This is a genomic window from Winogradskyella marina, from assembly GCF_015645385.1.
Taxonomy (GTDB): Bacteria; Bacteroidota; Bacteroidia; order Flavobacteriales; family Flavobacteriaceae; genus Winogradskyella; species Winogradskyella marina.
On sequence record NZ_JADOET010000010.1, the window covers coordinates 131,177 to 140,114 of the forward strand.

10 protein-coding genes are annotated in these 8,938 nt (G+C 30.1%); all 10 read left to right on the forward strand.

Annotated elements, in window-relative coordinates; genetic code table 11:
• The first annotated feature begins 1 nt into the window (after position 1).
• The 10 genes from ITJ86_RS12365 (at position 2) to ITJ86_RS12410 (ending at position 8,824) form a co-directional block, all read left to right on the forward strand.
• Positions 2-1,651 carry an HsdM family class I SAM-dependent methyltransferase gene (locus ITJ86_RS12365; protein ID WP_195871953.1) on the forward strand — a complete coding sequence of 550 codons (1,650 nt, stop codon included), beginning with the start codon at positions 2-4 and terminating at the stop codon, positions 1,649-1,651.
• A gap of 155 nt (positions 1,652-1,806) precedes the next feature.
• Positions 1,807-2,538 carry an energy transducer TonB gene (locus tag ITJ86_RS12370; protein ID WP_195871954.1) on the forward strand — a complete coding sequence of 244 codons (732 nt, stop codon included), beginning with the start codon at positions 1,807-1,809 and terminating at the stop codon, positions 2,536-2,538.
• A gap of 145 nt (positions 2,539-2,683) precedes the next feature.
• Positions 2,684-3,181 (forward strand): hypothetical protein, encoded by a 498-nt coding sequence (locus ITJ86_RS12375; protein WP_195871955.1) that lies wholly within the window; start codon positions 2,684-2,686, stop codon positions 3,179-3,181.
• Positions 3,182-3,351: 170 nt separating this feature from the next.
• Positions 3,352-3,855, forward strand: a complete 504-nt coding sequence (locus tag ITJ86_RS12380; RefSeq protein WP_195871956.1) for a hypothetical protein — start codon at positions 3,352-3,354, stop codon at positions 3,853-3,855.
• A 325-nt stretch (positions 3,856-4,180) separates the two neighbouring features.
• Entirely contained in the window at positions 4,181-4,873 is a 693-nt protein-coding gene (locus ITJ86_RS12385) for a DUF6843 domain-containing protein (RefSeq protein ID WP_195871957.1), read from the forward strand.
• Positions 4,874-5,029: 156 nt separating this feature from the next.
• Positions 5,030-5,461, forward strand: coding sequence for a lipocalin-like domain-containing protein (locus ITJ86_RS12390; RefSeq protein WP_195871958.1), 432 nt, complete (start codon positions 5,030-5,032; stop codon positions 5,459-5,461).
• Positions 5,451-6,056, forward strand: coding sequence for an outer membrane beta-barrel protein (locus tag ITJ86_RS12395; protein ID WP_195871959.1), 606 nt, complete (start codon positions 5,451-5,453; stop codon positions 6,054-6,056). The genes ITJ86_RS12390 and ITJ86_RS12395 overlap by 11 nt, the downstream gene beginning before the upstream one ends.
• Positions 6,057-6,205: 149 nt before the next feature.
• On the forward strand, positions 6,206-6,766 hold the full coding sequence (locus ITJ86_RS12400) for a hypothetical protein (protein WP_195871960.1): 561 nt from the start codon (positions 6,206-6,208) through the stop codon (positions 6,764-6,766).
• Between the two features lie 148 nt (positions 6,767-6,914).
• Complete coding sequence (locus tag ITJ86_RS12405) at positions 6,915-7,940, forward strand: hypothetical protein (RefSeq protein ID WP_195871961.1); 1,026 nt, start codon at positions 6,915-6,917, stop codon at positions 7,938-7,940.
• A gap of 149 nt (positions 7,941-8,089) precedes the next feature.
• Complete coding sequence (locus ITJ86_RS12410; RefSeq protein WP_230080295.1) at positions 8,090-8,824, forward strand: hypothetical protein; 735 nt, start codon at positions 8,090-8,092, stop codon at positions 8,822-8,824.
• Positions 8,825-8,938: the final 114 nt, after the last annotated feature.

The window sequence follows — 8,938 nt, forward strand, 5'->3', positions numbered from 1 at the left end:
GATGGAGTTAGAAAAAAAATATACAAATAAGATTAGTTTAACTCATCGTAAAGAATTTGCTCAATTTTTTACACCACAACCAATTGCAAATCTTATGTCTGATTGGTTACTTGGCAACAAATCACTAAAAACAGTTTTAGAACCAGCTTTTGGTTTGGGTATATTTTCAAGGACTTTGTTATCTAAACACGATAAATTAAAAATTAAAGGTTTTGATATTGATGAAACGATTCTTAATGAAGCAAGAACATATTTTGAATCTCAAAAAAATGTTTCATTAAACCTTGAAGATTATATGTACAATGATTGGAAAAACAAATATGATGGAATTATTTGCAATCCACCATATTTAAAATTTCACGATTATGACAATAAACAAATATTGCAAGAAGTTGAGAATAATTTAAAATTTAAATTCAATGGTTTTACAAACCTATACACACTTTTCCTTTTAAAATCAATATATCAATTAAAAAAAGATGGTAGAGCTGCTTATATTATCCCATCTGAATTTCTAAATTCCGACTATGGGAAATTAGTAAAAGAATACCTTCTAAAAACTAAAACTTTAAGACACTTATTTGTTATCGATTTTAAAGAAAATGTTTTTGATGATGCTATGACTACTGCATCAATACTTCTTTTAGCCAATGACAAAAACAATTCAGAAATAAATATATCGACAATAGATTCTAAATCTGATTTACAACTAATTGATACTTATATAAAGTCATATCCAAAAGAAAAAGGCGAATTTAATTTTAAACTAAACGATTTAGACCCAAATATCAAATGGCGTAAATATTATCAACTACAAAATTCAATCAACTACAAAAACCTTGTTCCATTTTCATCTTATGCCAAAGTTGTGAGAGGTATTGCAACTGGTGCAAATGATTATTTTACATTCAAAGAATCAAAAGCTAAAGAGTTTTCTATTCCAAAAGAAAACTTGTTGCCTTGCATTTGCAAAGCAAAAGATGTGAAAAGTAATTTCTTTACAGAATCTGATTATAAGAATTTAGTAAAAAACAATGAATTGGCATATTTATTTGATGGCCAAAACTCTAACAATAAGAATGTTTTAGATTACATAGAAAAAGGAGTTCAGGAAGAAATAAATGAAAAATATTTAACTAAAAGTAGAAAACCTTGGTATTCTTTGGAAAATCGTCCACCTGCACCAATTTGGGTTTCTGTATTCAATAGAAATGGAGTTAAATTTATACGCAATGAAGCGAAAATCTCTAATTTGACTACTTTTCATTGTGTCTATCCTACAAATTCAAATTTATTTTCAAAGGTTACTAATGATTTACTATTTGCATATTTACTAACTGATGTTGCAAAAGAAATTTTTAGTGATAATAGACGTGAGTATGGAAATGGTTTAAAGAAATTTGAGCCAAACGATTTGAACAAATCAAAAATGCTTGATTTATCCACTCTATCAGAATCACAAGTTGACCGAATTTTAGACTTATATTCTAATTACAAAAAGAGTAAAGACGAGAAGTTCATAAGTGCAATAGATGAAATTTTACGACTTGAATTTGCCAACGCTAAAAGCCATACACATTTGCAATCCGCACCAGCCAACGCGACACCAAAAATTGCAAAAGAGTATGCCTTTGCCAACGCTACGAACTGAACGAAAAAAAGTACGAAAACACAACAACGTATATAAAAAATAGCGGCTTTAGTGCTTAAACGAAAGATAAATAATAAAATAAAGTTCAGTTATAAACCGAAAAGTTAGTGCTTCAAAACCCGCTACTTTTCATATACAAGACCGTTGTGCTTAATATGAAAAAGAACATTGCATACATAATAATTCTGTTGTTTTTAACGATTGGTTCTTCCTATTCTCAGTCGAAAAACAAGAATATTCCGAAACCAAAAATGCCTGATGGTTATGGAACTTGTGAATATGGAACTGAAAGAGCAAAAAAAGACGCGAATAAAGGAATTTACAAGTCATTATCCTATGGTCTAATTGTTCGATTTGACTGGGAATTTCATAAATTTTACGCTGAACACATTAAATCAAAATATGGCATTACTGTTGGTGATGGTGGTTGTTTGGTGTCATCTGAATCCGAATGCTATTCAACAACAATGAAAGAGTTGATTTATAAAAAATTTGGAAACAACATTTTTGATAAGGCAAAACAAGAATCTATAGAATTATACAAATCAACTGAGAAATACAAAAATGAAATTAAACCGAAAATAGACTCTGATTTTGTCTTTACTTCTACTCAAGAAAATGCTCAATTTTCTAGAGGCAGAGATTCTTTGAACACATATTTCAAAGATAAAATTAAAAACATGAAGGATTTTAAAGGAACTGTTAGAGCTTCATTTATTATCGAAAAAAATGGAGAAATAACTAATGTAGAAATTTTACAAAGCCTAAATGAAAAAGCTAACAATGAAGTTATTAGAATAATTAAGGAAATGCCAAATTGGAAACCAGCAATTCACTTTGGAGAAGCAGTAAGAGTAAAGAGGACAAGAATTGTGAGATTTAAATAAAATACTAAGCACAACACCGTGTATATTTTATTGCTAGTTCTAGCCTACTTACGAAAATCCTCGCGGATTTTCTATTCGGTTATTAATTTGCTAACTTAGTTCCTTAAACACGCAACAAAGCATACACAAAACCGTTGGCAAACATATGAGAAACGCAGTCGGATTTATAATATTAATAGTTTTGGTTCTTACAATTTCTTGTAATGACAAACCGATTGAACCATTCGAATTATCAGTTGCTGATTATAATTATTCTCTTGCATACTCTGTCCTTTATAATCTTACGAATGAAAAATTGACCATCACTTTCCGTGGCGAATTAGAAAATGAAAAGGATAGTGTTCTCTACTCTACGTCGGATTTACCGAAAAGGCAACTTAAAAAAATATCTGAAATTAATATTGATAGCTTAAAAACAGATTATAGGAACGACTGTATTGATGATGGCGATATAAAGTCATTTATTATCAAAAAAGATTCCTTGTCTAAAACTGTTCATTTATCAAATTATTATCATCCCGAATTAAGTCCTGCAATTGAAATGATAAACGGAATTGTACCAGAAAAATATGAAATAAATTATGACAAAGCCGACTTGATTCAGGAAATGAAAAATTGCGAAGAATATAAAAACGCTGAATAAATAAAATACGTTTGCCAACACCGTGTATAATTAATTGCTTGGTTCTAGCCTACTTGTGAAAATTCCTGCGGAATTTTCACTGGTTCGTAAAAGTTTGCTAAATTAGTTGCTTAACCACGCAACTAATCATACACAAGACCGTTGGCAACCATTTGAACTCACTCAAACTTATGACCGAACATAAAGACGATTTAGACATAGAAAGGAATTTGAAAATACTATGCGAGTCTGATAATCCGTATGAATTTGAAATAACCAATTTCGAAAATGAAAAAGGGAGAAAATTACATTCAAAATATAATTCGGAATTATTTGCATCTTTAATGGAGCAAAAAGGATTAATTAGAGTAAATGGATATAGGTGTTCTGTTAAGAAATTTGGACTTGATGTGTTTAATTCTGGAGGTTGGATAAAGTATATATCTGACCAAGAAAAACAAGAAACCGAACTTGAATTAAAAATACAAGAAAAAGAAGCTCTTGAATTAGAAAATCTAAAATTACAGAAAGAAGCTGCTGAACATAAAAAGTCAATGCGAAGTTTGGAAACCCAAATCAGTAGCCTAACTAGGGATAATTTAAGACTTGGAAACTGGGATATTCGATTTAGATGGCTAATTGCGGTCATAACTTTTTTAATTGGTTTTATAGTTGAATATCTTATTGGCAATTAACCAAGTATTTTATTAATGCTAATGTTCCTACTATAAAAAAAGAATAAACTAAAAATTGAGCTATTTTACTTAATAAATATTCGATTAAATAAAATTCATCGGATTTAAAAAAGGATTTTATTTTTGACATAATATTTGATTTGAAATTATTGATTTGAATAAAAAACGGTTGCCAACAATGTGTATAATTCATTGCTAGTACTCGCCTACTTACGAAAGTCCTCGCGGACTTTCTATCTGTGATTTATTTGCTAACTTTAGTGCTTAAACCACGCAACGAAATCATACACTAGACCGTTGTGGCTAATTTAACGAAACCCAGAATATGAAAGGAAAAATTGGAATTGTAATTATTATTTTGTCCTTTCTAATTTCATTAAATCCTTATTGGCTGATTTTTGGAGTTCCTCTTTTTGTCATAGGAATTATAATATTATTGCTTTCTCAAAAATCTATTAAATCAAAATTAATTTGGATTTTAACACCAATATTTCTTTGGTATCCATTTATGAATTTGTTTTTCTATTTAATGGGAACAATTGGAACAGCAACAGCTCAAAAACTTGACTTAATATTCCCTGAAAACTTTAAAGGAAAAGCAATTGTAATATCTGAAATGTCTTGTGGAGAAGAAATTGAAATTATTGATAACCGAGAACAATTGCGAATTCCAGAAAGCGGAATTTTACTCTATAAAGGAAATTTAAAAAGCGGATATATAAATAATCGATATTTCAAAATTGACAAAAACGGAAAAAAGACAGAAATACCAACTCGTGCGAATTATATGTACTTTGACGGTTCAGAAAATAGACCTGATGAAGGTATTGAAGGAATTTGGTTAAGTGGTGGTGGAACAAAATATAACCCAAATCCAAATGGCGGAATTAATTACTCATACAGAGAGTTTTTAATAAGCTCAAAAGATAGTTTGGAAAAATGGAATGATTTTAAGAGTTCTAGAAAATTAGAAAGAATAACAGATAGTTTAGTGGAAAAGTGTAAAAATAAAAACTAGCCACAACAATGTATATAATTTATTGCTAAGTTCTAGCCTGCTTACGAAAGTCCTCGCGGACTTTCTATTCGGTTTTTATTTGCTAACTTAGTGACTTAATCACGCAACAAACCATATACTAAACCGTTACAAACAATTTAAACCAAACTTTACGAAATGAAAACACTGAATTTATTTTCTGGAATCTTAATTGCAATTCTTCTATTCTCTTGTTCCTCTGACGATGACTCGAACGATACGAATCAAGACGACTTAATTGGCGTTTGGAATTTAATATCCGTTGAAAACCAAGGAAATGATAATATAGCTATTGACTGCCAAACCGAACAGAATATCATTTATAACTCAAATAATTCAGGAACTGAAAAAGCACCTGAAGAAATAACTCAAACACCTTGTGAATTTTTTACTGTTCCATTCAATTGGACTAGAGATGGTAATGAAGTGACGATAACCGTTGACCAAGAAGGTACATTCGTTAATGAAATTTTACTACTAACCGAAAATAGTTTGGAAATAGTAGTAACAGAAATGAATGGAACAGCAGTTCCTCAAAATGAACAAGAAATTTTTAAATATGAGAAATAAAATTACAGTAATTATTATATTCTTGCTTTTTGCGACCTTCAGTTATTCACAAACTAAATTTGGGGCTACATTGGGATTAAACACCTCTCGATTTACTGACGGATTTAAAACCGTAAATGGTTCTTACTTTAATTTCTCGTCGACAGGTTTAAGTATAGGAGCATTTGCCGAACTTGATATTAGCGAAAAAATCAAGTTTTATCCAAAAATAATCTACAACCAAATTGGAGACCGTGAAAAAGATTTTGGAAACGTAGAAGAACGTGGACTTGACATAAGCACAATTGATTACAAATTAGATTATCTGTCAATTCCTTTAAACTTTAAATTTTTCAGTAAACCATATTTAATCGTTGGACCTCAAATTGGATTTTTGATATCAGAAAAAGCTGAAAGTCTGAATTTAGGCGATTTAAAAACTAGTGTTGATATTGGTGGAAATTTTGGAATTGGCTATCCAATTCAAGATTTTAGAATTGAACTAACATTTTATCAAGGATTTAGTACATTACTCGAAATTGAACGTGAATTTAATGACGAAATTGAAACTAGAAATACCTATATGAATTTTAGTGTTGGATATATAATAAAATAAAAACTGTTTGTAACACCGTGTATAATTAATTGCTAGGTTCTTGCCTACTTGTGAAAATTCCTGCGGAATTTTCACGGGTTCGTAAAAGTTTGTTAATTTAGTTGCTAAACCACGCAACTAACCATACACAAACACGTTGGCAAACATTTATGAAACGCATATTTAAAATCATCGGAATACTTTTAATAGTATATTTCTTTTTAGCTTATGCTTTTCCGAAATTTATAGCAATACCATTTGCAGCGTGGAATTCCCAACAAGTATGGAAAGAGATCGAAGAGGAGCGTTCGGAAACTCAATTACTAGATAATGAAATTATTGGAGTTTACGAATATCAAACCGAAAATAAAGAAGAAAATCATTCCATTTTTATTGACATAGTTGACAACGAATTAGTTGGATTCTATTTTGGAACTGAAGACGGAAGTGGACACGGAATATTTCACTACGGAAATCCACTCTTGAATTTTAAGCTGACTGAAAACAAAATTGCGTTTGAAATTGGACAAAGAGAATTATTTAAAACAACCAGAAATAAAGTTTACGAAGCAGATGAAAAACCGAAAAAAGAAATCGCAGTCGGAATTTCTAAAAGTGTTTTAAAATACTCAGGAAAATTAACTGAATTCGGATTTGAATTAAACTGTGAATCTGAATTCCAAGATTGTTGGGAAAATAAAATGGAATTTAAAAAAATTTACGATTTATAAAAAACGATTTGCCAACACCGTGTATAATTAATTGCTTTGTTGAGCTTACTTGCGAAAATTCCTGCGGAATTTTCACGGGTTCGTAAAAGTTTGTTAACTTAGTTGCTCAACCACGCAACTAACCATACACAAACACGTTAGGCAACATATGAAAAAAACATTCGGAATATCATTTACATTTTGCCTTTTGTTGTTTAATTGCTCTAAATCAACAGTCAATTCAGACTTAAAAAGTGACCTATCGAACTATGATTTTAATGGAAAAATAAAGTCTGTGAAATCTGAACTTTTCAATCTGATTGTTGAAAAAGACACTTTTAGAATTGGAGAGAAAATAAATTCACTCGCTTTTGACAGAAATTCTCTTCTCGAATTTAATAAGCTTGGAAATCTGACTTCAATAAAAGAGTTTCTTTACAATGGTAAAGTAATTAATGAGGAAATCTACATTTACGATAAAAATGACCTTCTAGTCAAAAGAAAAGAAATTGACAATTATGGAAAAGGTTCTTTTTTAAATTACGAGTTTAATTACAATTCAAAAGACAGTGTTACTAAAGTTATAATATCAAACGATGAATTTAAGAGGATTCATAAAATTGAGAGAGACGAAAACAATCGACCAATTAAAAGAGAAGTTATTCAAAATGATACAATTCACTTAACTTACAGCGTAAAATATGACAAAAATAAAAATGTGATTTCCGAGAGTGAATTTAAATTTGGCAACGTTCCTGTAAAATTAATAGAGAGAAGTTTTAATAATCAAAATCTGAAAGAAACAGAAAAAGTTATCGAGTATAGAACTTGGGATACAATCAGAATAGAAAACAAATACTTTTACGATAAGAACAATAAACTAAACGTTGAGAAATTTAATATAGAAAACGATTCGACCTTTGACGAAACAAAAAATAAATATCACAAAAACGGAGAACTAAAGGAATCAATTACAGTGATTGGAGATGATGAATTCGCACTTATTGAAAGAAATCTATACAATAAAAATGGCGATTTAATTGAAAAAACGGTCAAAACAACTGATGGAAAAACAAACGATGTTTGGAGTTATGATTTTAAATACGATTTAAAAAATAACTGGATTGAAAAAGTTGAATTTAAAAACGAAAAACCGTTAAGAATTGTAAATCGGACAATTGAATATTACGAATAAAATACGTTGCCTAACACCGTGTATAATTAATTGCTAGGTTCTTCCCTACTTGCGAAAATTCCTGCGGAATTTTCACGGGTTCGTAAATGTTTACTAACTTAGTTGCCTAACCACGCAACTAACCATACACAAACACGTTACCCACAAGTTTGAAAAAAACCGTAATCATATTATCAACATTAGCTCTAATTGTAGTTGGATTTTCACTTTCAATGACTGCAATGGCTTGGTCAATTAATCCATCCGAAATGCTTTATCTGCCCTTATGGATTTTGACTATCATCGGACTAATTTTATTTCTGACAATTAAAAAAATCGGAACATACTCTCTGATTTTAATTGCAATTCTTTGGCTTTTGCAAATTTCAGAAACTTTAGGTTGGTTTTTGACCTTTGAACCTGAAAACCTCGCTTTGTGGGGAATTTTCGGATTGCCGACAATTGCTTGCATTCTAATTACATTTTTCGGAATTAATTATGGTTTGGAAAATCAAAAAAAGTTTGGACTTGGAATTAAAGGAATTGCTTTACTAATTCCAATAGTTGGAATTTTAAGCTATGCTAATAAGACCTATGATAAAAATGTGTTTTCTGAATTTTATGACATTAAAAAAACGGAATACAAAGCAGTTTTTAAACCACAGCCTTCAGACACAAGACAATTTGAAATGGAAATGTCATCAACTGAATTAAGGAATTTAGTAAAAGACAAGGCGACATTTGTTGCAAATCATCACTATTTCCCGAATGCGAGATTTAAAGTAAATATGACATTCTCAAAAATAAATGAAATTGAATTGTATCAAGTTGCTGACCATAAACTTGAACAGCCAATTAAATGGAAAATTGACGAATTGAATGGAGAAACGGAATTTTTAAAATAAAAAACCAGTGGGTAACACCGTATATAATTTATTGCTTGGTTCTAGCCTACTTACGAAAATCCTCGCGGATTTTCTATTCGGTTTTTATTTGTTAACTTAGTTGCTTAACCACGC

Coding starts and splice junctions, on each gene's coding strand:
- ITJ86_RS12365 (WP_195871953.1), top strand. CDS start 2: ATGGAGTTAGAAAAAAAATATACAAATAAGATTAGTTTAACTCATCGT.
- ITJ86_RS12370 (WP_195871954.1), top strand. CDS start 1,807: ATGAAAAAGAACATTGCATACATAATAATTCTGTTGTTTTTAACGATT.
- ITJ86_RS12375 (WP_195871955.1), top strand. CDS start 2,684: ATGAGAAACGCAGTCGGATTTATAATATTAATAGTTTTGGTTCTTACA.
- ITJ86_RS12380 (WP_195871956.1), top strand. CDS start 3,352: ATGACCGAACATAAAGACGATTTAGACATAGAAAGGAATTTGAAAATA.
- ITJ86_RS12385 (WP_195871957.1), top strand. CDS start 4,181: ATGAAAGGAAAAATTGGAATTGTAATTATTATTTTGTCCTTTCTAATT.
- ITJ86_RS12390 (WP_195871958.1), top strand. CDS start 5,030: ATGAAAACACTGAATTTATTTTCTGGAATCTTAATTGCAATTCTTCTA.
- ITJ86_RS12395 (WP_195871959.1), top strand. CDS start 5,451: ATGAGAAATAAAATTACAGTAATTATTATATTCTTGCTTTTTGCGACC.
- ITJ86_RS12400 (WP_195871960.1), top strand. CDS start 6,206: ATGAAACGCATATTTAAAATCATCGGAATACTTTTAATAGTATATTTC.
- ITJ86_RS12405 (WP_195871961.1), top strand. CDS start 6,915: ATGAAAAAAACATTCGGAATATCATTTACATTTTGCCTTTTGTTGTTT.